General features: G+C 54.9%; 25 protein-coding genes. 13 read left to right on the top strand and 12 right to left on the bottom strand.

Annotated features, from left to right (window positions below; genetic code table 11):
- The first annotated feature begins 66 nt into the window (after positions 1 to 66).
- The 4 genes from LT85_RS21965 (at position 67) to LT85_RS21950 (ending at position 4,693) form a co-directional block, all read left to right on the top strand.
- Positions 67 to 687: a lytic transglycosylase domain-containing protein gene (locus LT85_RS21965; RefSeq protein ID WP_052135394.1), complete on the top strand. Its 621-nt coding sequence runs from the start codon at positions 67 to 69 to the stop codon at positions 685 to 687.
- Between the two features lie 302 nt (positions 688 to 989).
- Positions 990 to 2,435, top strand: coding sequence for an alkaline phosphatase (locus LT85_RS21960; RefSeq protein WP_038493203.1), 1,446 nt, complete (start codon positions 990 to 992; stop codon positions 2,433 to 2,435).
- Between the two features lie 118 nt (positions 2,436 to 2,553).
- Positions 2,554 to 3,930, top strand: coding sequence for an alkaline phosphatase (locus LT85_RS21955; protein WP_172657051.1), 1,377 nt, complete (start codon positions 2,554 to 2,556; stop codon positions 3,928 to 3,930).
- Between the two features lie 67 nt (positions 3,931 to 3,997).
- Positions 3,998 to 4,693, top strand: a complete 696-nt coding sequence (locus tag LT85_RS21950) for a hypothetical protein (RefSeq protein ID WP_052135393.1) — start codon at positions 3,998 to 4,000, stop codon at positions 4,691 to 4,693.
- A gap of 119 nt (positions 4,694 to 4,812) precedes the next feature.
- Here the strand turns inward: LT85_RS21950 and LT85_RS21945 are convergent, their stop codons facing one another.
- Complete coding sequence (locus LT85_RS21945) at positions 4,813 to 5,181, bottom strand: SWIB/MDM2 domain-containing protein (protein ID WP_038493199.1); 369 nt, start codon at positions 5,179 to 5,181, stop codon at positions 4,813 to 4,815.
- A gap of 325 nt (positions 5,182 to 5,506) precedes the next feature.
- Positions 5,507 to 6,874, bottom strand: a complete 1,368-nt coding sequence (gene ffh, locus LT85_RS21940; protein ID WP_038493197.1) for a signal recognition particle protein — start codon at positions 6,872 to 6,874, stop codon at positions 5,507 to 5,509.
- Between the two features lie 328 nt (positions 6,875 to 7,202).
- Here ffh and LT85_RS21935 point away from each other — a divergent pair, with 328 nt between their 5' ends.
- The 7 genes from LT85_RS21935 (at position 7,203) to LT85_RS21905 (ending at position 17,227) form a co-directional block, all read left to right on the top strand.
- Positions 7,203 to 8,012: a cytochrome C assembly family protein gene (locus LT85_RS21935; protein ID WP_038493195.1), complete on the top strand. Its 810-nt coding sequence runs from the start codon at positions 7,203 to 7,205 to the stop codon at positions 8,010 to 8,012.
- On the top strand, positions 8,009 to 8,281 hold the full coding sequence (locus LT85_RS21930) for a PP0621 family protein (protein ID WP_038493192.1): 273 nt from the start codon (positions 8,009 to 8,011) through the stop codon (positions 8,279 to 8,281). The genes LT85_RS21935 and LT85_RS21930 overlap by 4 nt, the downstream gene beginning before the upstream one ends.
- 97 nt (positions 8,282 to 8,378) lie before the next feature.
- Positions 8,379 to 10,124, top strand: a complete 1,746-nt coding sequence (locus LT85_RS21925) for a sensor histidine kinase (protein ID WP_038493190.1) — start codon at positions 8,379 to 8,381, stop codon at positions 10,122 to 10,124.
- Between the two features lie 24 nt (positions 10,125 to 10,148).
- Positions 10,149 to 11,615 carry a sigma-54-dependent transcriptional regulator gene (locus LT85_RS21920; protein WP_038493188.1) on the top strand — a complete coding sequence of 489 codons (1,467 nt, stop codon included), beginning with the start codon at positions 10,149 to 10,151 and terminating at the stop codon, positions 11,613 to 11,615.
- Positions 11,616 to 11,768: 153 nt separating this feature from the next.
- A complete protein-coding gene (ampD, locus tag LT85_RS21915) occupies positions 11,769 to 12,407 on the top strand; it encodes a 1,6-anhydro-N-acetylmuramyl-L-alanine amidase AmpD (RefSeq protein WP_038493186.1) in 639 nt (212 codons plus the stop codon).
- A 485-nt stretch (positions 12,408 to 12,892) separates the two neighbouring features.
- Positions 12,893 to 15,817: a ribonucleoside-diphosphate reductase subunit alpha gene (locus tag LT85_RS21910; RefSeq protein ID WP_038493184.1), complete on the top strand. Its 2,925-nt coding sequence runs from the start codon at positions 12,893 to 12,895 to the stop codon at positions 15,815 to 15,817.
- Positions 15,818 to 16,024: 207 nt separating this feature from the next.
- Positions 16,025 to 17,227, top strand: a complete 1,203-nt coding sequence (locus tag LT85_RS21905) for a ribonucleotide-diphosphate reductase subunit beta (RefSeq protein ID WP_038493182.1) — start codon at positions 16,025 to 16,027, stop codon at positions 17,225 to 17,227.
- Between the two features lie 387 nt (positions 17,228 to 17,614).
- Here LT85_RS21905 and LT85_RS27720 read toward each other — a convergent pair whose 3' ends face one another.
- Positions 17,615 to 18,442 (bottom strand): hypothetical protein, encoded by an 828-nt coding sequence (locus tag LT85_RS27720; RefSeq protein WP_156117612.1) that lies wholly within the window; start codon positions 18,440 to 18,442, stop codon positions 17,615 to 17,617.
- A 389-nt stretch (positions 18,443 to 18,831) separates the two neighbouring features.
- On the opposite strand from LT85_RS27720, the gene LT85_RS21895 reads away from it, so the two are divergent.
- Together LT85_RS21895 and LT85_RS21890 are read left to right on the top strand one after the other, a co-directional pair.
- Positions 18,832 to 19,374, top strand: a complete 543-nt coding sequence (locus LT85_RS21895) for a YggT family protein (RefSeq protein ID WP_038493180.1) — start codon at positions 18,832 to 18,834, stop codon at positions 19,372 to 19,374.
- Positions 19,371 to 19,715 carry a DUF167 domain-containing protein gene (locus LT85_RS21890; protein ID WP_052135392.1) on the top strand — a complete coding sequence of 115 codons (345 nt, stop codon included), beginning with the start codon at positions 19,371 to 19,373 and terminating at the stop codon, positions 19,713 to 19,715. The genes LT85_RS21895 and LT85_RS21890 overlap by 4 nt, the downstream gene beginning before the upstream one ends.
- A 77-nt stretch (positions 19,716 to 19,792) precedes the next feature.
- On the opposite strand, the gene bfr is transcribed toward LT85_RS21890, so the two are convergent.
- From bfr to LT85_RS21845, 9 genes are all read right to left on the bottom strand, one after another.
- Positions 19,793 to 20,263 (bottom strand): bacterioferritin, encoded by a 471-nt coding sequence (bfr, locus tag LT85_RS21885; protein WP_038493178.1) that lies wholly within the window; start codon positions 20,261 to 20,263, stop codon positions 19,793 to 19,795.
- A gap of 303 nt (positions 20,264 to 20,566) precedes the next feature.
- Complete coding sequence (locus LT85_RS21880) at positions 20,567 to 20,983, bottom strand: ExbD/TolR family protein (protein WP_038493175.1); 417 nt, start codon at positions 20,981 to 20,983, stop codon at positions 20,567 to 20,569.
- A complete protein-coding gene (locus LT85_RS21875; RefSeq protein WP_038493173.1) occupies positions 20,983 to 21,732 on the bottom strand; it encodes a MotA/TolQ/ExbB proton channel family protein in 750 nt (249 codons plus the stop codon). Before LT85_RS21875 ends, LT85_RS21880 begins: the two co-directional genes overlap by 1 nt.
- Positions 21,733 to 21,810: 78 nt before the next feature.
- On the bottom strand, positions 21,811 to 22,497 hold the full coding sequence (locus LT85_RS21870; protein ID WP_081992623.1) for an energy transducer TonB: 687 nt from the start codon (positions 22,495 to 22,497) through the stop codon (positions 21,811 to 21,813).
- Between the two features lie 23 nt (positions 22,498 to 22,520).
- Positions 22,521 to 22,751 (bottom strand): (2Fe-2S)-binding protein, encoded by a 231-nt coding sequence (locus LT85_RS26260; protein ID WP_081992621.1) that lies wholly within the window; start codon positions 22,749 to 22,751, stop codon positions 22,521 to 22,523.
- A 92-nt stretch (positions 22,752 to 22,843) separates the two neighbouring features.
- Positions 22,844 to 23,164: a hypothetical protein gene (locus LT85_RS21865; protein WP_038493169.1), complete on the bottom strand. Its 321-nt coding sequence runs from the start codon at positions 23,162 to 23,164 to the stop codon at positions 22,844 to 22,846.
- Between the two features lie 99 nt (positions 23,165 to 23,263).
- Positions 23,264 to 23,461, bottom strand: coding sequence for a hemin uptake protein HemP (gene hemP / locus LT85_RS21860; protein ID WP_038493167.1), 198 nt, complete (start codon positions 23,459 to 23,461; stop codon positions 23,264 to 23,266).
- A 342-nt stretch (positions 23,462 to 23,803) separates the two neighbouring features.
- Complete coding sequence (locus LT85_RS21850; protein WP_038493163.1) at positions 23,804 to 25,039, bottom strand: THUMP domain-containing class I SAM-dependent RNA methyltransferase; 1,236 nt, start codon at positions 25,037 to 25,039, stop codon at positions 23,804 to 23,806.
- A gap of 264 nt (positions 25,040 to 25,303) precedes the next feature.
- The gene (locus LT85_RS21845; protein WP_038493161.1) at positions 25,304 to 25,906 is read right to left on the bottom strand and encodes a 2-hydroxychromene-2-carboxylate isomerase; all 603 of its coding nucleotides are present in this window, start codon (positions 25,904 to 25,906) and stop codon (positions 25,304 to 25,306) included.
- Positions 25,907 to 25,910 lie beyond the last annotated feature (4 nt).

Raw genomic sequence — 25,910 nt, 5'->3', positions numbered from 1 at the left:
CTTTGTATACTTCACCAAAAATAAAAAGTGATTTTTAGGGAGTATCGATTGCGCTGGTTTCGTTGGATGAGCATGTTGTCCGTGTTGCTGCTGTTGAGCGGCATGGCGCATGCTGGAAATCAAAAAGAAGAAGAAATGGCGGATTCGGTACGCTTGGCCTTGTCACGCGCCATCAACGATGCACGGCCGCCCAAACCAAAATTCAATGATATCGACCAGCGTATCCAGTACCTGTACTGGCTGGGTGAAATGTCGGAGCGCCTGAAGAAGAAGTTACCGGACGCGCAGATGCGCATCGAGTTCCTGGAAACAGCCTGGTACGAGGCCAAGCGCGCCGGCCTAGATCCGGCCATGGTCTTGGGCCTGATCCAGGTCGAGTCGGCATTCCGCAAATATGCCTTGTCGAGCGTCAGCGCGCATGGCTACATGCAGGTCATGCCGTTCTGGAGCCGTGTGATCGGCGATGCCGATCGCAGCAAACTGTTCGATATGCAAACCAATTTGCGTTATGGCTGTTCTATTTTGCGTATGTATATCGATATGGAACAGGGCAATCTGTATCTCGCCCTTGGACGCTATAACGGCAGCCGTGGTCGGCCGGAGTATCCAAATGCCGTACTGGCTGCCTGGAAACGCTGGGAATACAAAGATGCGTCGCCATTGCATACCGTTTCCGCCCGTCAGTAAGTCTTTTCAAAACCAAGCGCGCTTTTGCTGTGCCTTGTTCTTGCAATAAACTTTTCGCCACCCTTTAAAGAATTATTCAAATAGCTGGTCCGTCAATGCGCGGGCCTGCAGTCTCTGGCTGCATTCCATATGCCGTCTTGCGCGTGTCTTGGCTTGACGCTCAGAGTATCCTTGCGCGCAGTTTTTCCCATCCAATTGAACCCGATCGTTCCGTCGTCATCAAGTTGTAACAAGTTGCAGTTACAGTTGTAACAAATTATTACAAATACTTACAAATTCTGATTGATAACACGGAGCGACGAATGAAATTCAGCATGTTGATTGCCGCTGCTACGGCATCGGTGGCGTTGGCGGGGTGCAACGGATCCAGCAATTCGATAGTGGATACACCGATTGAACGGCCGGAGGTCAAGCCGGCAGCAAAGAACGTCATCTTTTTCTTGGGCGACGGCATGGGCATCACCACCATGACCGCAGCACGCATCTACAAGGTGGGCGAGGACGGCGACCTGACCGTCGATACCTTGCCGGAAACCGGTTTTGTGACAACCTATTCGAACGACGCTCAGGTCACCGACAGCGCGCCATCGATGGCCGCCTACATGACAGGGGTCAAGGCTAATAATGAGGTGATCTCGATGTCGGCGAATACCAGCGCTCGGGACGCTAGCGGCAAGAGCTATGTCAGCGGCGCGGACAGTACTTGTCCGAGTGGCAACGGCACGCCGGCCGATACCTTGCTGGAAATCATGAAAGCCAAGGGCTACAGCACCGGTGTCGTCACTACTACGCGGATTACCCATGCCACGCCGGCAGCGACCTATTCGCATATTTGTCATCGCGACGGTGAAAACAATATTGCGGCGCAGCTGACGCCGAAGGGCGTCGGTTTCAACGGCAAGCTCACCAATGGCGTCGATGTCATTTTTGGCGGCGGCCGCCGGCATTTCCTGCCCAAGACCGATGCAGACAGCAAGCGCAGCGACAGCCGCGATCTGGTGGCTGAATTCAAGGCCGCGGGATATACCTATGCGGCAAATTTTGCTGATTTCGATAAGATCAGCAATTCCGCAACGAAAGTGGTGGGCCTGTTCAACAAGGACCATATGACTTACGACCTCGACCGCGATGCGACCAAGGAACCTAGCCTGGCGCAGATGACCGGCAAATCGATCGATCTATTGAACAGCAAGAAGACGGGTTTCTTCTTGATGGTGGAAGGCGGCCGTATCGATCATGCGCTGCACGCCACTAACGCCCGTCGCGCCTTGCAGGAAACCGTCGCGTTCGACGATGCAATCAAGGTTGCGCTGGACAAGATGCAGCAAGTCGATCCAGGCCTGAAGAACACCCTAGTGGTTGTCACCGCCGACCACGATCATTCGATCTTGTTGAACGGCTATGCCAAGCGTACCGGTAAGACTACTAGCAGCGAACCTGGCGTACTGGGCGTGGTGAAGAATGTCCTGACCGGCCAGCCTGAGCGTGACATCAATGGCAATCCATATACCGTGATTGGCTTTGGCAATGGTCCGAACCACCTAGCGGCACGCGGCGCGCTGTCTGATATGCAGGTGGCGGACAAAGACTATATGCAAGAGTCGGTGATTCCGACGGAAGCGGGCGGCGAAACGCACGGCGGCACCAATGTCTTTATCGGCGCACAAGGCATGGGTGCGGAAAACATTCGGGGCGTGCTCGACAACACCGAGGTATTCGGGCTGGTGAAGAAGGCCGTCGGCCTGTGAGGCCATCAAATAATAAACAGAATTTGTCGCGCATTTACAAAGGTCAGACATGAAAATCAATCAGCTAGTTAGCCAGCAAAACAAGCAGCGGTTCCAGTATCGAATTTATCAATGCGCCATGGCCTGTGCGCTGTCTTCGTTGTTTGCGACCCATGTGATCGCCGCAGATGCCGTCGCGGCCAAAGCCAAGAACGTTATCTTCTTTCTGGGCGACGGCATGGGGCCTGTGACCGTCACGGCGGCACGTATCTATGGCCACGGCGAAGCCGGGCGTCTGACGATGGAGACATTGAACCGCACGGCGCGGATCAAGACATTCTCGCTGGACGGTCAGACTACCGACAGCGCGCCATCGATGGCAGCGTACATGACCGGCGTCAAAATGAAGAATGACGTCATCTCGATGTCGTCCGATACCAATGCCTTTGATGCCAACGGTAAGCCCTATCAAACCAATGCCGACTCCACCTGCGTCGCCGGCAACGGCCAGGCGGTGCAAACCTTGCTGGAATTGTCGAAGGGCGCTGGCAAGGCCGTTGGCGCCGTCAGCACCACGCGCATCAGCCATGCCACGCCAGCAGCGACTTATGCGCACGTTTGCAACCGCGACGCTTACAACACCATCACAGAACAGGCGACGCCAGGCGCGCCACGCTACAACGTCGCGCTCAAGGATGGCGTCGATGTATTGCTTGGCGGAGGCTTACGCCATTTCCTGCCGAAATCGAACCCGGCCAGCAAGCGTAACGATAATCTCGATCCATTGAGCCTGTTCAAGGCGGCCGGCTATACCTATGTCGCTTCCGGTACGGAGTTGAAGAACGTCAATCCCGCCAACGTAAGCAAACTGCTCGGCTTGTTTACCGCCAGCGATATGGATTACGAGCTGGATCGCGTCAAGCAGAAGCTGGACCAGCCGAGCCTGGCAGAAATGACGGAAAAAGCTATCGGCGTGTTGAAGAAAAATCCGAACGGTTATTTCCTGATGGTGGAAGGCGGCCGTATCGACCATGCCTTGCACGGCACCAATGCCAAGCGCGCATTGGAAGATACGCTGGCTTTCGATGCAGCAATCAAGAAAGCGCTGGAGCTGGTTGATTTGAAAGATACCTTGATCGTGGTCACCGCTGACCATGACCACGCGATTGGCTTCAATGGCTATCCGAAGCGCGGGAATCCGATCCTCGGCAAGGTCGCCAATTACTACGACGGCAAACTGGCGTTGGCGGCAGACGGCAAACCATACACCACGCTGGTGTTTGGCAACGGCAGCGCGCCACGTAGGCCGGAAGATGCCGACCTGACCAATGTCGATACCGAGGCTGACGACTATCTGCAGCAAGTCGGTGTGCGCTTTGCGGGTTCGCCTGGATCGGAAACGCACGGTGGCGGCGACGTCATGCTGTTCTCGGCGGGCGCCGGCAGCGACAGTTTCAAAGGCACCTTTGAAAACATCAAGGTGTTCGGCAAGGTCAAGAACGCGCTTGGTTTGTAATACGGTTTCCTGAGTAGTACTTAAGCCGCCATCGTGATGATGGCGGCATCTTTTTGGCGGAAAAACGATGTGCTTTAAAAAATACCAAATGGGATTGGCGACGATGGCTGCTGTGCTGGGAATGTTAGCGCAAATGTCTGGCGCGCTGGCGGCGGAAAACGTTAGCGGCCCAGACCAGAACCTGCAGGTCCAGCACTATGCGATGACAATCGGGCGAGATGGCGTCAAGCGCGAAACGACTTTCACAGAGCGCCTGTATCGCCGCAACGATCAGGTCTGGACCGAACGCGTGATTGCCGGCCAGGCTGGCGACGATCACGATCATGGCGGCCATAGTCATCCAGATGCAGGTAGTGCGCCGATGTGGGTGCGGCGTCTGGCTGACGGCGCGCTGGATGCGCGCCTGGTCGAGCGTGATCAGCGGCGCAGCGTCAAAGTAGATTCCCAGTACTACGGGAATATTGGATACAACGGAAGCTGGGGTAGCACGTTTTATCTGAGCGACCCGCAGAGTTTGAAAGGCATGCGCGTGGTGGGACCGGTCAAGGACGGCGTCCAGCAATACGAAAGCAAGCGCGGCGATTTGACTGTGCGCGTCAGTTGGGACGTCAAGGGTCAGTATCCACGCAAGGTAGAATCGGCCGACAAGCATGGACGCACGCGCCGTGAAACCCTGGTCAGCGTGATCGACGCGCCTAAGGTATTGCCATGGAAGACGCTGGTGGGTTACGCCGAAATCGATTATTCGGATTTGCTCGACTAAAACCTGCAGGCTGATCCGGTGGCGAAGAGAATCCTGCGGAAACAAAAACGCCCGCGCGATGCGGGCGTTTTTGTTTGGCACCTAGGGCGATGCAATGGATTGCAGCTAGGCCCCAAGCATTATTTCAAGTGATCGGAAATGAGTTTTGTCATTTCAAACATCGACACTTCTTTTTTGCCGCCAAAGACAGCTTTCAATTTGTCATCTGCAACAATATTGCGCTTGTTTGCTGGATTTTGCAGATTGTGCTTCTTGATGTACTCCCAAACTTTCTTGGTGACTTCAGTGCGTGGCAATGGGGTCGCGCCGACAACCGCAGCCAGGATCGCTGATGGTGTCAGTGGTTTCATGAACGCTGCGTTCGGCTTGCGCGCTACAGTACCGCTTGCAGTTTCTTTTTTAGGAGCTGCCTTCGGTGCCGATTTAGTCGGTGCTTTGGCTGGTGCGACAGCTTTCTTTGTCGCTGGTTTTTTTGCTGCTGTGGCCATCTTTGAGCCTCCTTCAGGGATATGGGGAAAAATGCGTCAAGCACGCATCGCTAATAGTGTTGTGCTTTTCTTGGCGATGCAAGTGTTTTTTATGGGTTTGTGCGGGTTTTGGTACGGAAGCATAAGCGCTTCTTAGCCCGAGGGAAACGCCGGATTGGCGCGCTTGAGCGGGCGATTGTGATGGTGGGCCGGGATTCGGGGCAGGTAACAATGAGTGCCTGTAGCCGGCGTGAGGGATATTGAAATGGCGTCAAACTTGTGAAAAGCCTTGCAAGTCAATGATTTGCAAGGCTTTTCGGATCGTGCGGCAGAGGCTGCTGGCCGTTTAGCGCATGCCTGGCATCATGCCCTTCATGCCGCGCATCATTTTCATCATGCCGCCGCCCTTGAGCTTTTTCATCATCGACTGCATTTGGTCGAATTGCGACAGCATGCGGTTGACTTCCTGGACCTGGACCCCGGCGCCGACCGCGATGCGGCGTTTGCGTGAAGCCTTGATCAGCTCCGGCTTTGCCCGTTCCTGGGCCGTCATTGAGTTGATGATGCCTTCCATCCGACGTACCTGCTTCTCCGCCTGGTCCATATTGGCGCCGCCCGCGGCTTGCTGGAATTGCGCTGGCAGCTTGTCCATCAGGTTCGACAGGCCACCTATTTTCTTCATCTGGCCGAGCTGCGCCTTGAAGTCGTTCAGGTCGAATTTCCCGCCGCCCTTGATTTTGTGCGCCAGATCCTTGGCCGCAGCAACATCGACGCCTTTCTGCGCTTCTTCAACCAGCGCCAGGATATCGCCCATACCGAGAATGCGGTTGGCCATGCGGGTAGGATCGAAAGCTTCCAGTCCATCCAGTTTTTCAGCGGTACCGGCGAACTTGATCGGTTTGCCCGTGATATGCCGGACCGACAGCGCTGCGCCGCCGCGCGCATCGCCGTCCAGCTTGGTCAGTACGATACCGGTCAGCGGCAGCGCATCGTTGAAGGCTTTGGCGGTATTGATTGCATCCTGGCCGAGCATGGCGTCGACGACGAACAGGGTTTCGATCGGCTTGACGGCAGCGTGGATGGCGCTGATTTCCTTCATCATCGCTTCATCGATACCCAGGCGGCCGGCAGTATCGATGATCAGGACGTCGTGATAATGGCGCTTGGCGTAGTCCAACGCGGCCAGTGCAATATCCACCGGCTTGTCGGTAATCTCGGTCGGAAAAAAGTCGGCGCCGACTTGCGCCGTCACGGTCTGCAACTGGCCGATCGCGGCCGGACGATAGACGTCGGCAGAAACAGTCAGTACTTTTTTCTTCTTTTGCTCGCGCAGATACTTGGCGAGCTTACCGACGGTTGTGGTTTTACCCGCACCTTGCAGGCCTGCCATCAAGATGATCGCCGGCGGCTGGGTGGCAAAACTCAGTTGCGAGGCCTCTGGGCCAAGATCGGCGCCCATCAGCGAAGCCAGTTCACGCTGCACCACGCCGACCAAGGCCTGGCCTGGGGTCAGCGAGGCAATGACTTCTTCGCCCAGCGCTTTTTGTTTAACGTTGGCGATAAATTCGCGCACTGCGGGTAAGGCAACGTCGGCTTCCAGCAAAGCCAGCCGGACTTCGCGCAGCATGTCTGCGGTGTTGGTTTCGGTAAGGCGCGCTTCGCCGCGCATGGTTTTGACGACTTTGGCGAGGCGTTGGGTAAGATTGTCGAGCATGGGTACGCAGCGTTTCCAGAAGAGGTGCAATCGGTCAATGTGAACCGGTTTGTGCGCAACTTATAGGCCACATAGATCTACCAAGAGGCCAACGCACTTTCACCGGACACAGTAATGCTTGTAGTTAAAAGCTATTTATCTCGCCATTTTACCTGATGCGGGACAAAGACCTAGCATTCAGGAAGGACAGGTAACAAGCCGCCGGGCGTCAAAATGGCAAAATGGAAATAGTGCGTAAGTGGCAAGAAATGCAGATTGCTTGTGCCTGCATCAATGTTTGCCTTGTTTGAGCACGCCGCGCAGACGCCACATGTTGTAAACTTACACGATGCAAACTTCTCTTTTCATTCTGGTGGCGTTGTTTTATATAGGCTGCACCTTTTTGCCGTCGAGCCGGCGCCAGACTATTTCGATTGTAGTCGCCGCCGCCTGGTTGCTGCATGGCGGCGTGCTGTGGGCCGACGTGGTCGGACCGGAGGAGTTGCGGGTCGGATTTTCGATGATGCTGTCGGCTACTTTATGGGTCTCGGTAGCGGCGTACTGGCTGGAAAATCGCAATTACACACTGGACGGTTTGCGGGTGTTGGTGCTGCCGATGGCCGCGCTGGCGGCGGTGTTGCCGGCGATATTTCCGGGGAATATGGTGCCGTTGAATGGTAAATCGCCGGTCTTCCTGTGGCATATCGTAATTTCCATCCTGGCTTACAGCACTTTGACGATTGCGGCTTTCCACGCAGTGCTGATGGTGTTGCAGGAGTCGCGTCTGCACACTCGGCCGGGCGGCGTCAAAGCCGGCTGGTTCGGACTGGCGCTTGATCGTCTGCCGGCATTGCTGACGATGGAAAAACTGTTGTTCCGTCTGATTGCCTTTGGATTTTTCCTGTTAACGCTGACGGTGTTGTCGGGTGTGGTCTTTTCCGAGGAATTATTTAACAAGGCCTTTAAATGGGATCACAAGACCATTTTCACCATGTTGTCATGGGCGCTGTTTGGCTTACTGTTGGCGGGCCGCAGATGGCAGGGTTGGCGTGGCCGTACCGCGCTCAGTTTTACACTGACTGGATTTGCCATTTTATTACTGGCGTATGTAGGGAGCCGTTTCGTGCTTGAAGTTGTGTTGCATCGGGTATTGGTATGAAATTTCTTATCTTAATTATCATTGTGCTGGCCGTCATTGTCTGGCTGCAGCGCTTGAAAAAAAATCTTGGCCAAGACCGGCCTTCGTCGGGCGGTTCGCCATTTCCTGGCCCTGGCGGAGCGGCCTCCGCCGCAAATGAGCCCGTGCAGGCTGAGGCCATGGTGGCCTGTGCGCATTGCGGCATGCATTTTCCAGCATCGGAAGCGATTGCCGATGCTTCCGGCGCAGTTTTTTGTAGTGCGGAACACCGTCGCCTGCATGCTTCCTAACCCAATCACGCATTGAATCGCCGCGTTTACTCCGGGCTCCCGCCAAGCGCGGCCAGCCTGCGATTTCAACATTCATTGTGAGACAGGAAAATTACGCATGACCAGCTCCGGCCCCCGTCTCGCCCCGCTGAGCGACAAACCCGATACTTTCTGGCGCACGCTGCAAACATTCAACGTAACGCGGATCGTGGTTGCGATGGTGATGCTGGCTTATCTCAGCAGTCAAAGCAGAAGCGAAATCTGGTTTTCACAGCTGGTTACGAACCCGGAAACCTGTGGAGCCTATCTGCTGTGCGCCATCGTCTTTACTTTGGTCACGGCGTATCACCGTCGGCACTACATGCCGCAGATTGTGCTGCCGATCACGGTCGACCTGGTCGCGGTATCGATTTTGTACATAGGCGCAGGCGGCGCTAAAAGCGGCCTGGCGATCTTGTACCTGTTTCCCCTGGCCGGCGCGGCGATTCTGGCGCCGTTGCTGGTGGCGCTGTTGTTCGTATCGATCGCAACCATGGTCTTGCTGGCGGAAAGCGGCTATCAGATTTTGCAGTCGGCTCCCGACATCTCCACCGTGCAAGCCGGATTGTACGGCGGCGCCTTCTTCTTTGCGGTACTGGTGATTAACCGGCTGGCGCACAAGCTGATCAAGCAGGAAGAGCTGGCGACCCAGCGCGGGCGGGATCTACGGGTGCAAATGGATATCAACCGCATCGCGATCAAGGACATGGGCGACGGCTTGCTGGTGGTCGATCCGATCGGCACGCTGATCATGGCCAACCCTGCGGCTGAGCGCATGCTGGGGCTATCCTTTTCGCTGACCGACGACGAGCCGCGCCACAAACTGAGCGACTATACGTTGCTGGCGCCGATCACCGACGCTCTGTTTGCCTGGGAGTCGCGGGTTAGCGATCTGCCTCGAAGCGGTTCTCCGGTAGTTGGAGAGGCAGTATTTGTCACCATCAAACATACTGACGATCTTGGCCTGGAGGCAGCGGCCATTGATTGGAGCGGCCGGCGTGAGCTGGCGGCGCATTTGAAAGTGCGTTTTGCCGCGGTCAGAATGCGCGAATTGAGCGAGTACCGCGCGGTCATTTTTCTGCAAGACGTCAGTGAAATAGAAAACCAGGCGCAGCAATTGAAATTGGCGGCGATGGGGCGCCTGACCGCCAGCATTGCGCATGAAGTCCGCAATCCGCTGGCGTCGATTTCCTATGCAGCCACATTGCTGTCGGAAGAGGCCGTGAGTCAGACGCAGGTCCGTCTTCTGACGATTGTCGAAGATAATGTCGCGCGTCTGAACCGCATGATCGAAGATATCCTGAAACTGTCGCGTAAGGCGCAACGCCAGATGGAGCCGATCCAACTGGTGCCGCTGCTGCATGATATCGTCAATGAATTCAAGCAAACCCACGCTGTCGGGCCTGGCGCCGTTGTTTTGCAGCTTGACCCGGAGGATCGCTACAGCGTCTGGTTCGATCCGCTACATTTGCGGGAGGTGGTGACCAATTTGCTGTCGAATGCAGTGCGTTATGCCAGCGGCCGGCCTGGCGGTATGCGTTTGCACATCATGTCCAGCGTAGCTGGGCGCCTGGAACTTCATGTGCAGGATGATGGCGAACCGATTTCGCCGGCGGTGCGGGCCCATCTGTTTGAGCCGTTTTACACCACGTCCAGCAAAGGTACCGGACTGGGCTTGTTTTTAGCGCGCGAGTTGTGTTTGAATAACGGCGCATTACTTGATTACGAATACCGGCATGATGTTCAAGGACAGAATTCCAGCCATGTGAGTGGTCGTTTTGTTATTGCGTTTGCTCCCCATGATCCTCTGTCATTAGCTGACTAGAACTGACTTAAAAAGACCATTGCCATGACTTCACCCCGTATTCTGGTCGTTGACGACGAAGCCCATCTGCGCGAATTGTTAGAGATCGCATTGGTCAAGATGGGGCTGGATGTCGACAGTGCCGACAGCCTGTCCGCGGCGCGCAGCCATCTCGCAGCCAACGACTATGCACTGGTCCTGACCGATATGCGGTTGCCGGACGGTCTCGGCATTGAGCTGGTGCGCGAAGTCACCAATGGCGACAAGGTGATCCCGATCGCCGTGATTACCGCCTATGGCAGCGCTGACAATGCCGTGGTCGCATTGAAAGCCGGCGCCTTCGACTATTTGTCGAAACCGGTAGCGTTAGATCAGCTACGTTTGATGGTGCAGTCGGCATTGCGTATCGGTAAGCCGGCAGATAGTCCGCGCCAGCCAGGCGATGCCAAAGCACGTAGCAATACCTCATTACGCCTGATCGGCCAATCTGCCGCGATGCAGGAATTGCGGACCCAGATCGTGCGTCTGGCGCGCAGCATGGCGCCGGTAGCCATTACCGGCGAATCCGGCAGCGGCAAGGAGTTGGCGGCGCGCGATATTCACGCGCTCAGCCCGCGCGCCGACAAGCCGTTTGTAGCGGTCAATTGCGGCGCCATCCCGGAAGCTCTGATGGAGGCTGAATTTTTCGGCTACCGGAAAGGCGCGTTTACCGGCGCCGCCGATGACCGCGAAGGATTTTTCCAGGCTGCCAACGGCGGCACGCTGTTGCTGGACGAGGTTGCCGATCTGCCGCTGGCGATGCAGGTCAAGCTATTGCGGGCGATTCAAGAGCGGCGCGTGCGCAAGGTTGGGGCAACGGTGGAAGAGCCGGTGGATGTCCGTTTGATCAGCGCTACGCACCAGAATCTGGCCGAGTGTGTCGAATCAGGTAGATTTCGCCAGGATTTGTACTATCGTTTGAATGTTATCGAATTAAAATTGCCGCCGCTGCGTGAACGTCTGGATGATCTTGGTTTACTCATCGATACGGTGTTAGGACGCTTGGCGGCGTTTGCACCGCAGGCGGTGCCGGTGACGTTGACGCCGGCGGCCATGGCGGTGTTGTGTTCCTATGCGTTTCCGGGAAATGTGCGTGAACTGGAAAATATTCTGGAGCGTGCATTGGCGTTTGCCAATGATGGCGTCATCGAGGTCGCAGATCTCGGCTTGAAGGGGGGCGGCAATGGCCGTCCGTTAGAGTCTCAAGGCATGGGTGACGGTGAGGCGGATGCCGGCCTGGCAACTTTGCCGGCAAGCTTCGCACCGGTTGCGGCAACTACGGCATCGTTATTAAGCGGATCCGAATTACCGCCGTCGCTGCCGGATTACCTGGATGATATTGAACGCGATGTCATCCGGCGCGCACTGACGCGCACGCATTTTAACCGGACCAAGGCAGCCGATCTGCTGGGTATCAGCTTTCGCCAGCTACGCTATCGGATGCAGCGTTTATCGATTCACGAACAGGATTAGGAGCCAATTAGCATATGATTTGGGAGTACGAACGCGCAGCAGGCGTTGCAGGCCTAGGCGCGGCCTGCCCCTGCGACGCCACGCGCCTTGCCACCACACGTTTTGGCTTGAACGCATCTCACAAATCATATATTAATAGACCCCGAGGTAATAATGACGGAGCAGAACACAGTTCCCCCTTACTTTGAAGTCGGCGCCGACGGCTGGTGCCGTCCCGATGAAGTTGTGCGCCAGTCATCGCCTAATTGCGATGCCCGGCCGGACGGCAATGTCATTGATTTGCTGGTGATCCATAACATCAGTTTGCCGCCAGGCCAGTTCGGCGGTTCCTATATTGCCGACCTGTTTGGCAATCGGCTGGCGTATGATGCCCATCCTTATTTCGAGCAACTGCGCCCGTTGCGGGTTTCTTCACACTTCCTGATATTGCGCGACGGTGGCGTTATCCAGTTTGTGTCGGCCAATGAGCGCGCCTGGCACGCTGGCGCTTCTTCTTTCGATGGGCGCGAGCGATGCAATGATTTTTCGATCGGGATCGAGTTGGAGGGGACCGATTTCGAAAAATTTTCCGAAATGCAATATGGTGCGCTGGCGGCCTTGACCTATGCTTTGTTGTTGCGTTATCCATTGGCGGCAGTGGCCGGACATGAGCATATCGCCGCCGGCAGAAAAACTGATCCTGGTCCATTTTTCGACTGGACCCAATACCAGCAAGCCTTAGCCGGGCATACGCCGCAAGTATCCGGCAAACTGCCCTTGCGCTTTCCTGTCATAGACAAAAAAGTCAATTGAATAGTCTCTTTTTACATATAAAAAAGATCCCACTTTTGGATTGCATCAGTCGGGGCTAGGTACTACAATTAGTAAAAATCAAATCCAGAAAACTATATGTAGTGTTTTGTTGTACCTCTTCATTGGCTGGTTTTGCAGGGTCTGTCCACCGTGTGGTGTTTTGTTTTTGTACTCATATCAGTATAAATACAGGTGTCGGACAGACTGCTAAGCAGTCTCTGGATTTGTTGTCGGTCACCGTTGCACCCCTTTTTTGTCTTACCCCTTTTGCCGTACTTGTATATCTATTCTTAACGCTATTTTTTCTTTTTTAATCATTTTGGTTTGGGCATCTGATCTGTCATGAACGTCTGCCGACAGGTCGCCTGTAATAGAGTGAATGAAGCGGCAACAGCAGTATCTGAACCATCAACGGTTCCAAGGTTCTAATTAATAACTGCAGACGTAATGAGTTCGTCTGCTTTCACACAGTCTCGGGAGGCTCAGTGCAATCTACTCAAGAAATTTCCGTTAAATCATCAGCCGAAGTCGCTGGTGTTCCGCCATCAACCGGTAGCGGCTCTCCCGTCAAGGTATCCAGCAGTTTTGGCGACTACAGAATTATCCGCCGCAACGGTGCCGTGGTCGGCTTTGAGCCATCCAAGATCTCGATCGCCGTTACCAAGGCATTCCTCGCCGTCAACGGTGGTCAGGGTGCAGCATCGGCGCGCGTGCGCGAACTGGTCGAGCAGCTGACATCGAACGTTGTCGCAGCCTTGGTGCGTCGTCAGCCAAATGGCGGTACTTTCCATATTGAAGATATCCAGGATCAGGTTGAACTGTCCCTGATGCGTTCAGGCGAACATGACGTGGCGCGCGCCTATGTGCTGTATCGCGCCAAGCGCATGGAAGAGCGTTCGCAACAGCAGACCACCGCCAAACCAGTAACTGCCGGTACGGAACTGTTTGTTACCGAAGATGGCCAGCGCCGCGCGCTCGACATGAACCAGGTGCGCGACCTGATCACGGCAGCTTGTATCGGCCTGGAAAAACACGTCGACGCGGAAGCCATCCTGGCTGAAACCGTCAAGAACCTGTACGACGGCGTACCGGTTGAAGAACTGCACAAGTCGGCGATCCTGGCCGCCCGCGCATTGATGGAAAAAGACCCCGCATACAGTACGGTTACTGCGCGTTTGCTGATGCACACAATCCGTAAAGAAGTGTTCGGCAAGGAAGTGGCGCAAGCCGACGCGCCGGCTGCATACCTTGAATATTTCCCGAAATTTATTAAAAAGGGTATTGAAGCCGATCTGCTCGATAGCAAGCTGGCGCAATTCGACCTGGCGAAACTGGGTGAGGCCTTGCAGCCGGAACGCGACCTGCAATTCGGTTATCTCGGCCTGCAAACACTGTACGATCGTTATTTCCTGCATGTGCGCGACGTTCGTATTGAAATGCCGCAAGCGTTCTATATGCGTGTAGCGATGGGCCTGGCGCTGAACGAAGTCGACCGCGAAGTGCGCGCCATTGAGTTCTACAACCTGTTGTCCAGCTTTGACTTCATGAGCTCGACGCCAACCCTGTTCAACTCCGGTACGCAGCGCTCGCAGCTGTCGTCCTGCTATCTGACGACAGTGGCCGACGATCTCGACGGCATCTACGAAGCGATCAAGGAAAACGCCTTGCTGGCGAAATACGCCGGCGGTCTGGGCAACGACTGGACGCCGGTGCGTTCGCTGGGCGCCCATATCAAGGGCACTAACGGCAAGTCGCAAGGCGTGGTGCCGTTCCTGAAAGTGGTGAACGACACTGCTGTGGCGGTCAACCAGGGCGGCAAGCGCAAGGGCGCGGTTTGTGCCTACCTGGAAACCTGGCACATGGACATCGAGGAATTCCTCGACCTGCGCAAGAACACCGGTGATGACCGCCGCCGCACCCACGACATGAACACCGCCAACTGGATTCCAGACCTGTTCATGAAGCGCGTGATGGAAAAGGGCGAGTGGACCTTGTTCTCGCCTAGCGATGCGCCGGACTTGCACGACAAGGTCGGCAAGGCCTTCGAAGCTGCCTATACCGGCTACGAAGCCAAGGCTGCCCGCGGCGAGCTGCGCCTGTTCAAGAAAATCCAGGCGCTCGATTTGTGGCGCAAGATGCTGTCGATGCTGTTTGAAACCGGCCACCCATGGATTACCTTCAAGGATCCATGCAACATCCGTTCGCCGCAGCAGCATGTCGGCATGGTTCACAGTTCTAATCTGTGCACCGAGATCACGCTGAACACCAACGAATCCGAGATCGCGGTCTGTAACCTGGGCTCGGTCAACCTGCCTGCGCACATGAAGGACGGCAAGCTGGATCACGCCAAATTGCAGAAAACCGTGAATACTGCGATGCGCATGCTGGATAATGTGATTGATATTAACTATTATGCAGTGAAGAAGGCGCGCGATTCCAATTTGCGGCATCGCCCGGTTGGTCTCGGCATCATGGGTTTCCAGGATTGCCTGCACATGATGCGCGTACCTTACGCTTCGAAAGCAGCGGTTGAATTTGCGGATAATTCGATGGAAGCGGTTTGCTTCCACGCATATTGGGCATCGACCGAATTGGCGGAAGAGCGCGGCCGTTACAGCAGCTATCGCGGTTCCCTGTGGGATCGTGGCATCCTGCCGCAGGATTCCGTGAAATTGCTGGCGGAAGAGCGTGGCGGCTACCTTGAGGTAGATATGTCGGCAGCGCTCGATTGGACCGAACTGCGCGCCCGTATCAAGGAATTCGGCATGCGTAATTCGAATTGCGTAGCGATTGCCCCGACGGCGACGATCTCGAACATTATTGGTGTATCGGCTTGTATCGAACCGACTTACCAGAACTTGTACGTGAAATCGAACCTGTCTGGCGAATTCACCGAAATCAATGAATACCTGGTGCGTGACTTGAAAGCGCGTGGTCTGTGGGATGAAGTCATGATCTCCGACCTCAAATATTTCGATGGTAGCCTGGCCAAGATCGACCGCATTCCGCAAGATCTGCGCGACATCTACGCGACGGCCTTCGAAGTTGAACCGTCCTGGCTGGTGGAAGCTGCATCGCGCCGCCAGAAATGGATCGACCAGGCGCAATCGTTGAATATCTATATGGCAGGCGCATCGGGCAAGAAGCTGGATGAAACCTATAAGCTGGCATGGCTGCGTGGTCTGAAAACCACTTACTACTTGCGCACCATCGGCGCGACGCATACCGAGAAGTCGACCTCGAAAACCGGCGCACTGAATGCGGTGTCGGTAGATGGCGGCATCAGCGGCGGCGCAGCAGCGACTTACGGCACTGCACCAATTGCGGCGGAGCCAATGGAGCTGGATGGTCCGGCATGCACGATGCGTCCTGGCGATCCAGGGTTTGAAGAGTGCGAAGCTTGCCAATAATTCGCAACAAGCAAGCAGTCACACTATAAATTGTGAGGTCGTGCCACTTGCCAACACCGGTGGCGAACCAGCGTAGCTGGGCAACAGACCTCCGACTGACCAGGTAGAACGGTCAGATTGTAAAGAGAAAATGGCGGCGCAAAGCGGTGATGCCATGTAGCAGGGTGATTTCCCTTGCTCCGCCTGATGAAGATAAAAGGAAAAAGAATGCTCTCCTGGGATGAAGAAACAAGTTCAGCACCCGCTCCTCGTGCTCCGGCCATGCCGCCGCAACCGCATTTACAAGGTGCGCAGCCAGCGTTTGCTCCTTCGGCTCGTTCGCAAATGTCTGATGCCGCACTGGATCCATCGCTGGTGGGGCAAGCCACTGCAGCACCCGTGGTCGATGTCACCCATCGCGTGAATGCTGCCGACAAGCGCATCATCAATGGCCATACCGACGTCAACCAGTTGGTGCCTTTCAAGTACAAATGGGCCTGGGACAAATACCTGGCCGGCTGCGCCAACCACTGGATGCCGCAGGAAATCAACATGCAGCGCGATATCGAGCTGTGGAAGAATCCGAACGGCCTGACGGATGACGAACGTCGCCTGGTCAAGCGTAACCTGGGATTTTTCGTCACAGCCGACTCGCTCGCCGCCAACAATATCGTGCTCGGCACCTATCGCCACATCACTGCGCCGGAGTGCCGCCAGTACCTGTTGCGCCAGGCTTTCGAGGAAGCGATTCACACCCACGCCTATCAATACATCGTTGAATCGCTGGGTTTGGACGAAGCCGAAATCTTCAACGCGTATCACGAAGTCAAATCGATTCGCGACAAAGACGAATTCCTGATCCCCTTTATCAATACGTTGACCGATCCAGAGTTCAAGACCGGTACGACTGAAAACGATCAGAAATTGTTGCGCTCGCTGATTGTGTTTGCTTGCATCATGGAAGGACTTTTCTTCTACGTCGGATTCACGCAGATCCTTGCGCTGGGCCGTCAGAACAAGATGATGGGCGCCGCCGAACAGTATCAATACATTCTGCGCGACGAGTCGATGCACTGCAATTTCGGGATCGATTTGATCAACACGATCAAGATGGAAAACCCGCATTTGTGGACGCCTGAATTCCGCGATGAAATTAAAGCGTTGTTTTTAAGCGCAGTGGAGTTGGAATATCGCTACGCAGAGGATACAATGCCGCGTGGAGTGCTCGGTTTGAATGCGCCAATGTTCAAAGGGTATTTGCGGTTCATCGCAAATCGCCGCGCGCAACAGATCGGACTGGACCCGATGTTCCCTCAGGAAGAAAATCCCTTCCCCTGGATGAGTGAGATGATCGATCTGAAAAAAGAACGCAACTTTTTTGAGACTCGTGTGATCGAATACCAAACCGGCGGTGCACTGAACTGGGAATAAAGGCTTCAGATCTCGGACAAGAATTATCGTAGTAGATGGATGAGGTGAGGAGACCTGCAGCGCTTAGTACATAAAAAAGTCTGCAAACTGAAAGGTGATTTCCAAACTTAATGAACAACCAAAGACAGAAACGTACTTATCTGTTGTCGCCGCTTACCCCGATTCAGTCGGGTTTGGCGGCGTTTTCTTTGGAAAAATCTAAAAATTTTTGTAACAGAATTCCGACGCCGGCCTAGCCGCTGGCGTTTTTTTGGCTAAGGATCGCCGCCGGCAGGCGTCGCGAATACCTTTTCTCCAGTCGTGGAACTGGTGAAAAGACCTTGGCCAATAATGGCTGAAGTGCTGCATCAATGAGGGGATGGAGCAGTTCAGCTGGTGCCGAATTCATTAGCGCAAGCAGAGTTGATTGCGCCGATGAATAATCCGCCGTTCCCATCGCGATGGGTTCGTCGGGTTTCCAACTTGGAGCTTGATTTTTTCCATCACGTGAAGGAGAAACAAAATGGCAACAGCAACAAAGAAAGCCGCAGCGAAGAAACCCGCTGCGAAGAAAGCAGCTCCGGCTAAAAAGCCAGTAGCTAAAGCAGCAGCAAAACCAGCAGCTAAGAAGCCAGTTGCTAAAAAAGCTGTAGCGAAAAAACCGGTAGCTAAAGCAGCCGCGAAACCTGCAGCTAAAGCAGCAGCCAAGCCAGCAGCTAAGAAGCCAGTTGCTAAGAAAGCTGTAGCGAAGAAGCCAGTAGCTAAAGCAGCAGCCAAGCCAGCAGCTAAGAAGCCAGTTGCTAAGAAAGCTGTAGCGAAGAAGCCAGTAGCTAAAGCAGCAGCCAAGCCAGTAGCTAAGAAAGCAGCAGCTAAACCTGCAGCGAAAAAGCCGGTAGCAAAGAAAGTTGCAGCTAAACCTGCAGCGAAAAAGCCGGCAGCGAAAGCAGCAGCTAAACCAGCGGCAAAAAAGCCGGCAGCGAAAGCAGCAGCTAAACCTGCAGCAAAAAAGCCAGTAGCGAAAGCAGCAGCTAAACCAGCGGCAAAAAAGCCGGCAGTTAAGAAAGTCGCGGCTAAGCCAGCAGCAAAAAAGCCGGTAGCTAAGGCAGCAGCTAAACCTGCCGCCAAACCTGCAGCGGCAGCAAAGCCAGCTGTAAAAAAGGCAGCAGCTAAACCTGCAGCCAAGAAGGCAGTTGCAAAACCTGCAGCAGCTGAGCCAGCCGTAAAGACTGTGCTCAATCCGGCAGCAGCCTGGCCGTTCCCAACTGGCACACGTCCTTAATCAGGGCTTGCCAGCGCATCTGATCTGATTCAGATGCATCGCCCGCTGTATAGCCTAGTGCTATCCAGCGGGTTTTTATTTTCCGGAGCATGGCAAGCATTGCCGATATTCCCCCATCCGATTGGCGTCACAGCATGTCGACGCCTATTCCGATCAATGTGAAATAGCCGTTACGATGGCGGTTATCTGCTCATTTGAAATCTCTTTCTCCTTTATTCGAGCATGCAGGGAGAACGCATATCGCCAAGATTTATCAAATAAGTTCTAGTATATTGGCTGCAACGGCCTGCTTACATCGCTGCCGCCCAGCCCGAATCACTGCCCCATCTGGAAAAGGAAACACGTCGTGTTGCAGAATATATTTAGCTTGATTATCGAAACCATCGCCAGCGTCCTGGGCGGTGTCCTGTTACTTCGATTCTGGATTCAGGCGGTGCGCGTACGGCCGCCGCAACAGCTTGCGCAATTCATCTTTACCCTGTCTGACTGGGCGGTAAAGCCGATGCGTCGGGTTTTGCCAGGGGTCGGCGGCTACGATTGGGCCAGCCTGATCGCTGCTGTGCTGGTCGCGGTCATCTGTATTCTTCTTGAGCTTGGCGTCAGGTCGGCGTTCAACGCTTCTTTGATTTTCAGTCTGTCGGCATTGCTTTTTTTCCAGTGGGTTTTCTATGGGCTGATCGCATTGCTGATCATTGAAGCGATTTTTAGCTGGGTTAATCCGAATGCTCCTCTGGCTCCCTTCGTGCGGGCTCTCAACGAGCCGTTGTTGCGGCCTCTGCGCAGGATCATCCCGCTGATCGGTAATGTCGACCTGTCGCCGCTGGCGGCCCTGATACTTTTGCGCGTAGTACATCAGCTGGTGATTTATCTGATCACGATGGTTGCATGAGTCGTCAGGAGGTCACTGGCGCGCTTGCAGCCCCGGGTGCGTCCTGGTGCTCTGCGATAGACGGTGGTGTTCGCCTGGCGCTGCAGATTACGCCGAATGCGAGGAAAAGTCAGGTAATCGGTCCGCTTGAAGGCGTCCTCAAGGTGCGTCTGCAGGCGCAACCCATCGAAGGCAAGGCGAACGAAGCCCTGATTCGCTTCCTGGCAGAGATGCTCGACGTGTCGCGCAGCAAGGTAATCATCACTCACGGCCAGACCAGCAAGAGAAAACTGGTCGAGGTGACCGGGCCGCAAGTGAGCCCCGACTCCGCTATGCGCCGCTTACTGGCTTCGGAGCAGTAAGGACGAAAAAAAGCGGCTCCCGACGTGATGTCGGGAGCCGCTTTGTATTTGTGACTGGTGTCGGTTCAGATCGCCAATCAGGCTTCCATCTGGCTTTGCAGGAAGTTTTGCAGGCCGACTTTGTCGATCAGATCGAGCTGTGTTTCCAGCCAGTCGATATGCTCTTCGGTATCTTCGAGAATTTCCACGAACAATTCACGCGACACGTAGTCTCCGGCTTTTTCGCAAGCGGCGATACCTTCCTTGACGGTTTTCTGCGCGCCTTGCTCCAGTTTCAGGTCGCATTCCAGCATTTCCGGCGTCGATTCGCCGATCATCAGCTTGTGCAATGCTTGCAGGTTCGGCAATCCGTTGAGCATCAGGATACGGTCAATCAGCTTGTCGGCGTGTTTCATTTCACCGATCGACTCTTCGTATTCCTTCTTGCCGAGTTTTTCCAGGCCCCAATGCTTGTACATGCGGGCATGCAGGAAGTACTGGTTGATCGCTGTCAGTTCGTTGGTGAGCTGCGCATTGAGCAGCGTGATGATTTGTTTTTCGCCTTGCATGGGGGACCTCGCTATGGTGTTGGGGCAGAGTGGGGCGGCGATAAAGTACGGTAACTCAGTATTTATGCCGGCTTCTCACATGATCGGAGCGTCGTATAACCGAAGTTCAACCGAAATCGCAGCCATGATAGCGCAAGCAAAAAGCTTTTTCATCATTAGATAGCGCGAATCATTTTCATTGTGATTTGTGCATCGGTAAAGTACCCAGGTGAGCTCAAGATAGTGCGAGTTTATCGTCGCCAGAAATGAATAGGGCCCGTGCATGAAAGATGCACAGGCCCTGGAGGATGTCGGCGACTAGTCTTACTTGGCGTCAGGTTCAGTAACGAAACCGATTTTCCCCAGGCCACCCGACTGCGCTGCAGCCATCACTTGAGCTACCTTTTCATATTGCACGGTACGTGCCGCCCGTAAATGCAACTCCGGTTGCGGCTGCTTTTGCGCTGCTGTCGCGATCCGCGAGGTCAGTTCGTTGTGGTCTATCGCCTCTTCGTTCCAGAACAGTTTGCCGTCGGCGTCGATCGCCAGGTTGATGTTTTCCGGCTTGGTCTGGTCAGGCTGATTGGTTGCACGCGGCAGATCGATCTTGACCGCATGGTTCATCACCGGAATGGTCATGATGAAGATAATCAGCAGCACCAACATCACGTCCACCAGCGGTGTGGTATTGATTTCCGGATTGAAATCGTCGTCCGAATCGGACAGGGAGCCCATACCCATCATGCACCTTTCACGGCGACCAGTTTGGCGCCATTGCCTGAACCGCCGGCACCGCTTGCGCTGTCCGCTTCATTATTGCTGGAGCGGGAACCTGTCACAAACAGAGCGTGCAGGTCGAAGCCGAATTTATTCAATTTGGCGATAATGGTCTTATTGCCACGCACCAGGGCGTTATAGCCGAAGGTGGCAGGAATCGCCACCGCCAGGCCGAGTGCAGTCATGATCAGCGCTTCGCCGACCGGGCCGGCGACCTTGTCGATGCTGGCTTGGCCGGATGTGCCGATCGACACCAATGCGTGATAAATGCCCCACACGGTGCCAAACAAGCCCACGAAAGGTGCAGTTGAACCGACGGAAGCCAGTACCGCCATGCCTGCCTGCAGCTTGCCTGAGACCTCGTCGATTGCCTGCCGCAAAGACAGCGTGACCCAGTCGCTGACCGATAATTGGTCGTGCAGATGACCTTTGTGCGCAGCATGGTGGCGCATTGAGGAAACGCCTGCCTGCGCGACTTCGGCAAACGGGTTTTCGCTACCCAGCGTGGCAATTCCTTCCGGCAGGCTGGTGGTATCCCAGAATTGGTGTCCGGCGGCATGCGCTGCGCGCTGGAAGCGCAGGATTTGCAATGCCTTGGTCAAGATCACGTACCACGACGCGATCGACATTGCGACTAATAGCACTGCGACGCTTTTGATAACGAAATCGCCCTGGCCCCAGAGCGCCTCTAATCCGTATGGACTTGCTTCCATGATGACTTCCCCTTGTAACTGTAATGTGAGTGCGGCTACATTGGCGCTCGGCTTGGCTAAGCCTGGCTGCACCTTTGATTAATTGGATAACTGAAAATTGATTGGCACGATGGCAAATACCGGCAGCGCCTTGCCATCTTCCGTGTATGGTTTGAACAAGGCGCGCATGACGGCTTGTTTGGCAGCATCGTCGAGACGGGTCGAACCAGATGATTTTTGCACTTCGACCCGCTCCGCATGTCCTTTTTCATTGATCAGGACACGGATGACCGACTTGCCTTCTTCGCCCATGCGCTTGGAAATCGCTGGATATTTCACATCGGGCGGCTGGATATATTCGACGCCGGAGGTAATCGTGCGTGGCTGTGCCGGCGCTGCAACGGGAGCCGGAACAGGGGCTGGCGCGGCAGGTGCTTCTTCATGTTGCTGCGGTTGGGGTGATGGTGTCGGTACTGAAATTGCGGTTTCCGACGGTGTGTTGTTGATGACGGGCGTGGGGCGCGGAGGCGTAATGCTCTTTTTGACGATGGCTACGGTTTTCGGCGCTACCGGCTGCGGAACGGGCGGCAGTGGTTCAGGCGCTTTTTCCGGAGTGATGAAACTGGCGAAAATTTCCTTCGGCATGGCTTGTGCAGCCTGATGAATCAAACCACTTTCCAGCGCCCAGAAGAAGGCGACATGAAGCAACAGGATCGTTCCCAGCGGGCCGATGCGTTTGATCTTTTTCCATGCAAGCGCAGGATAACTGATTGCTACTGACGACATGGTTGCGCTCATTCCATCCGGCACTAAGCGGCTTGTATATTTTGTTGAAACACCATTGCATGAACGTGACGAAGGGCTGCAGGCGCCTTGTTATCAAGGCACTCGCGCAATACGCTTTTTGCACAGGAATGGCACTTGCCGCAGCAGGTGGCAATCCCCAGGTTCTCGCGCAATTCAGACATGGATGTCATGCCTGAATCGACAGCCTGTCGGATTTTTCTATCAGAGACGTTGTTACATACACAAACGATCATTTTGGACCTTACTGCCATAGTGGAAGGCAGATTAAAAATAAAAGTTGGCCGACAAAGATGCTATTGCGGCCTTATGGTTTATTGAAACTTCTCTAACATGCTCGATTACCGGTAACCAATCTGCTGAACAGATTGTATTTTTCCGGCGGCGGCATGGTGCTCTCTACCACAGTGCCCCACTGTTCTGACAACTGCAAGCAGGTGGCGCGTAACACCGGCGCCAGATTGGGCAAATCGGCCAGCGCCTTCAAATGCCGCTCGATCACCGAAGCCAGCTTGACGCAACCGCTGGCTTCCTGGCTGTTTACGGTGTAATGCGACATCAGGTGCAGTACCGCCGAGACCAGCAGTTCCGGTTGCGCCGGTGCGCTGTTGGGCTCTACGAAAGCCGGATTGATTTTCTCCGAGACCATCAAGTACTCCTACCTAGTGTGACTCGCTGGCTGGCTTCCGTTTGTTGCAGGCGGGCTTCACAAGTTCTGGCGAATGAAAACTGCTTTTGCGATACGTGCTTAAGCTGTCAGGATCAACTTGTTCAGCTGGGTTAGCCTGAGTTTATAAATTCTGCCGCCATGATCGATTTCAAGCTCACGCATTTGCTTGAACAGATCCTGGCTTTTAATACGTGTGACCGCAGATGCAACTGACTTCGTGATGCTGGATACCGGGGCTTTCTCAAGCTGTACTTCGCGTCGTATCGAGTGGCTCATAACAGTCCTTTTCGTAAATGCGAACAATTCGTATTTGTATTATTCGCTACTTGGACGGGGAATGCAAGCGCTTTTAGCGCATCGTGCCGAGGTGTTACAGAATCATGTTTTGCTGGCAATAGCACTTGGGCTGGCGATGATGCGTCAGGGCAATGCTAAGGATACGCGGATGGGCAACTGCCGCGGAGGCACGTGGGGACAGGAAGGTACGCTGTACGATAAAGTAAACGTTGCAGGGTCTTTTTGATTGCAGCAGGGAAATTGTGAGGGAGGGGGCCGGATGCAAAACAAGCGCAAAGAATGCGCTTGTTTCAAGAGAGGATTGCTAATCAGGCCAGATTGTCATTCGGCCTTGGGCTTGGCTGCCTCGCGACGGTTGAAGCCGGCCACCATATCGAAGCGGAACAAACGGCATTCCAGGGCGCCGTTGAAGAACGGCGTCTTGCGCGCCTCTTTCAGGCGCAGCAGCTTTGGCAACCCGAGGTCGGCCGAGAACAGGAAGATGCTCCAGCCGGCGAAGCGTTGTTTCAACGTGGTGCTGAAGGCAGTGAAGAAGGCGGTCAGCAAGTCATCGCTGCTCAGGGTGCTGTCGCCGCGCACGCCAATCCGTTCGCCATACGGTGGATTGGTCAACATGATGCCACTCTCCACATCGCTAGGAGGTTTGACTTCCTGCGCTTCGATCTGTTTGATCGGCACCTCGAAGAGAATGCCTGCATTGCGCAGGTTGTTTGCGGCAATCTGCACCATGTCGCCTGAGATGTCGCTGCCGAAAATGGTCGGCGTCGTCGGCAAAGGATTCGGTTTGAAGCTGCCTTTGATGGCCAGCCATTTTGCGCTCTCGAAATCGTTGAATTTTTCAAATGCAAAATGACGCCGGGCGCCAGCCGGGATGCCAGCCAGGATCTGGGCCGCCTCAATCAGAATAGTGCCGGAACCGCACATCGGGTCGAACAGGACTGTACCTGGCTTCCAGCCCGAAGTGCGCAACAGGCCTGCCGCCAGGTTTTCACGCAGCGGCGCATCGCCGGTCTCGGCGCGCCAGCCGCGCTTGAACAGGGCTTCGCCGGAGGTGTCGAGATATAACGTGAAATTATGGGCATCGAGAAAGCCGACGATGCGCATGTCCGGTGTGCCGGTGTCTACCGAAGGCCGTTCATTGCACAGATCGCGGAAACGGTCGCAGATGCCGTCCTTGATCTTGAGCGTAGTGAATTGCAGGCTGCGCAACGGCGATTTCACCGCAGTGACATCGACCCGGATAGTGTGGCTGACCGGAAACCAGCTTTCCCACTCCTGTTCCAGCGTCATGTCGTAAATATCGTTTTCATTCTTATAAGCGCCGTGCGTCAGGCGCAGCAGCACCCGGCTGGCAATCCGCGAGTGCAGGTTGACGCGCCAGGCATCGCTCAGCAAGCCGGAGCAATGAACGCCGCCAGGAACCTGGGTATGCACCTTGAGGGTCACCGCAGGGGAGCCGAGCTGAGCAATCTCATTCAGTTCTTCGGCTAATGCGCCTTCCAGCCCGCGCGGGCAGGGGCAAAAATAGGAGTGTTTCTCTGTTGATTGATGCGACATGATGGGGAACCCTTTATCCGTAGAGGTGAAAGTGGGAGACTCTCTAGGTTTTCGAGTCTCCCTTAGTTATTTAGAGGCTATTGCAAATACATCTGGCGTTGTTGCCCTTGCAGGGCGCGTCCAGGCTTGCAAGCCCGGGCCGTTCCGCAGGCAGACGACAATGTCGTCTGAAATCCCTGCTACACCCTCCTAGTCGCACTAATCGTACTGTCTTCGTCGGAGCGCCTGGCCATCTGTGTTTGCAACAGCCTCTTAATCAAGAAATTATTTGGCGAACGCGCGTTCGACGAAATCCAGCCGGTCTTGGCCCCAGAATGCCTCGCCGTCGACGACGTACCAAGGGGCGCCGAAGATGTTGGCGGAAATCGCCTCCTCGGTGAAGCGATCGAATTCGCTCTGGACGCTGGCGGTTTCGGCAGATTTCAGTAAGGTTTTTCCGTCATGGCCTAGATCCGCGGCGATCGCAACCAGTGTGGCGTCATCGGCGATATTGCGCTGTTCGGCCCAGACAGCCCGCATTATAGCGCCGGTTAGCGCCAGGGCGGCTTCTGTACCGTGCGCCAGTTGTGCTGCGATGATGAGCTTTGCTGCGTTATCGCTTTGTACCGGGAAGAACGTCGGCTGCAGATTCAGTGGTACTTGCAGATATTCGCTCCAGCGCCGTAGTTCTTCCAGCCTGTAGGCTTGCCGTTGAGGGGCGCGCTTGGCCAGCGGCAAGCCGCCGGAGGTGTTGAAGACCTTGGACAGGTCGCAGGGCTTCAATACTATTTTGACATTGTACTGCTTGGCAAGCGCTACCAGGCGGGCGTGACCCAGATAGGCGAAAGGCGAATGCGGCGCGAAATAATATTCACAAAGCTTGCTCATGATT

The organism is Collimonas arenae (assembly GCF_000786695.1).
Lineage (GTDB): Bacteria > Pseudomonadota > Gammaproteobacteria > Burkholderiales > Burkholderiaceae_D > Collimonas > Collimonas arenae_A.
This window is presented reverse-complemented; position numbering and strand designations above follow the sequence as displayed.

What these genes read in the sequence shown, in the direction of transcription:
- LT85_RS21965 (WP_052135394.1), top strand. Translation starts at nt 67, where the DNA reads ATGAGCATGTTGTCCGTGTTGCTGCTGTTGAGCGGCATGGCGCATGCT.
- LT85_RS21960 (WP_038493203.1), top strand. Translation starts at nt 990, where the DNA reads ATGAAATTCAGCATGTTGATTGCCGCTGCTACGGCATCGGTGGCGTTG.
- LT85_RS21955 (WP_172657051.1), top strand. Translation starts at nt 2,554, where the DNA reads ATGGCCTGTGCGCTGTCTTCGTTGTTTGCGACCCATGTGATCGCCGCA.
- LT85_RS21950 (WP_052135393.1), top strand. Translation starts at nt 3,998, where the DNA reads ATGTGCTTTAAAAAATACCAAATGGGATTGGCGACGATGGCTGCTGTG.
- LT85_RS21945 (WP_038493199.1), bottom strand. Translation starts at nt 5,181, where the DNA reads ATGGCCACAGCAGCAAAAAAACCAGCGACAAAGAAAGCTGTCGCACCA.
- ffh (WP_038493197.1), bottom strand. Translation starts at nt 6,874, where the DNA reads ATGCTCGACAATCTTACCCAACGCCTCGCCAAAGTCGTCAAAACCATG.
- LT85_RS21935 (WP_038493195.1), top strand. Translation starts at nt 7,203, where the DNA reads ATGCAAACTTCTCTTTTCATTCTGGTGGCGTTGTTTTATATAGGCTGC.
- LT85_RS21930 (WP_038493192.1), top strand. Translation starts at nt 8,009, where the DNA reads ATGAAATTTCTTATCTTAATTATCATTGTGCTGGCCGTCATTGTCTGG.
- LT85_RS21925 (WP_038493190.1), top strand. Translation starts at nt 8,379, where the DNA reads ATGACCAGCTCCGGCCCCCGTCTCGCCCCGCTGAGCGACAAACCCGAT.
- LT85_RS21920 (WP_038493188.1), top strand. Translation starts at nt 10,149, where the DNA reads ATGACTTCACCCCGTATTCTGGTCGTTGACGACGAAGCCCATCTGCGC.
- ampD (WP_038493186.1), top strand. Translation starts at nt 11,769, where the DNA reads ATGACGGAGCAGAACACAGTTCCCCCTTACTTTGAAGTCGGCGCCGAC.
- LT85_RS21905 (WP_038493182.1), top strand. Translation starts at nt 16,025, where the DNA reads ATGCTCTCCTGGGATGAAGAAACAAGTTCAGCACCCGCTCCTCGTGCT.
- LT85_RS21890 (WP_052135392.1), top strand. Translation starts at nt 19,371, where the DNA reads ATGAGTCGTCAGGAGGTCACTGGCGCGCTTGCAGCCCCGGGTGCGTCC.
- bfr (WP_038493178.1), bottom strand. Translation starts at nt 20,263, where the DNA reads ATGCAAGGCGAAAAACAAATCATCACGCTGCTCAATGCGCAGCTCACC.
- LT85_RS21880 (WP_038493175.1), bottom strand. Translation starts at nt 20,983, where the DNA reads ATGGGTATGGGCTCCCTGTCCGATTCGGACGACGATTTCAATCCGGAA.
- LT85_RS21875 (WP_038493173.1), bottom strand. Translation starts at nt 21,732, where the DNA reads ATGGAAGCAAGTCCATACGGATTAGAGGCGCTCTGGGGCCAGGGCGAT.
- LT85_RS21870 (WP_081992623.1), bottom strand. Translation starts at nt 22,497, where the DNA reads ATGTCGTCAGTAGCAATCAGTTATCCTGCGCTTGCATGGAAAAAGATC.
- LT85_RS26260 (WP_081992621.1), bottom strand. Translation starts at nt 22,751, where the DNA reads ATGATCGTTTGTGTATGTAACAACGTCTCTGATAGAAAAATCCGACAG.
- LT85_RS21865 (WP_038493169.1), bottom strand. Translation starts at nt 23,164, where the DNA reads ATGGTCTCGGAGAAAATCAATCCGGCTTTCGTAGAGCCCAACAGCGCA.
- hemP (WP_038493167.1), bottom strand. Translation starts at nt 23,461, where the DNA reads ATGAGCCACTCGATACGACGCGAAGTACAGCTTGAGAAAGCCCCGGTA.
- LT85_RS21850 (WP_038493163.1), bottom strand. Translation starts at nt 25,039, where the DNA reads ATGTCGCATCAATCAACAGAGAAACACTCCTATTTTTGCCCCTGCCCG.
- LT85_RS21845 (WP_038493161.1), bottom strand. Translation starts at nt 25,906, where the DNA reads ATGAGCAAGCTTTGTGAATATTATTTCGCGCCGCATTCGCCTTTCGCC.